This is a genomic window from Amycolatopsis sp. SID8362 (genome assembly GCF_010550475.1).
Taxonomy (GTDB): domain Bacteria; phylum Actinomycetota; class Actinomycetes; order Mycobacteriales; family Pseudonocardiaceae; genus Amycolatopsis; species Amycolatopsis eburnea.
In genome coordinates this window covers 1-509 of record NZ_JAAGNB010000221.1, presented here as the reverse complement: position 1 = coordinate 509, position 509 = coordinate 1, and the positions used below count along the sequence as shown (strand labels likewise).

The window sequence follows — 509 nt, the reverse complement described above, 5'->3', positions numbered from 1 at the left end:
GGCCGAGCTGCGCGAGGAGCTCACCGCGCTCGGGGTCACCGTGGCCGTCGAGACCTGCGACGTCGCCGACCGCGCCGCGCTGGCCGCCGTGCTCGACCGGATCCCCGCCGGGGCCCCGCTGCGCGCCGTCGTGCACGCCGCGGGTGTCACCCAGCAGTCGGTGCCGCTGGAGAAGATGGACGTCGCCGCGATCGCCGACGTCGTGTCGGCGAAGGTCGGCGGCGCGGTCAACCTCGAAGCGCTGCTCGGCGACCGGCAGCTGGACGCGTTCGTCGTGTTCGCGTCGATCTCCGGGGTGTGGGGCAGCAGCGGGCAGGCCGCCTACAGCGCGGCCAACGCCTATCTGGAAGCGCTGGCGCAGTGCCGCCGGGCGCGCGGGCTCGCCGCGACGTCGGTGGCCTGGGGCGGTTGGGCCGAGGCGGGCATGGTCGCCGACGAGGACGCCGAAGAGCACCTGCTGGCGCGCGGGCTGGCGTCGATGCCGGTGGACCTCGCGCTCACCGAGCTGC

The 509-nt window shown here is 75.8% G+C and carries 1 protein-coding gene; it reads left to right on the top strand.

What is annotated here, in order from left to right; genetic code table 11:
• Positions 1-509 (top strand): SDR family NAD(P)-dependent oxidoreductase (locus tag G3I65_RS07570; protein WP_160695446.1); only part of this gene is annotated, 509 nt, incomplete at both ends.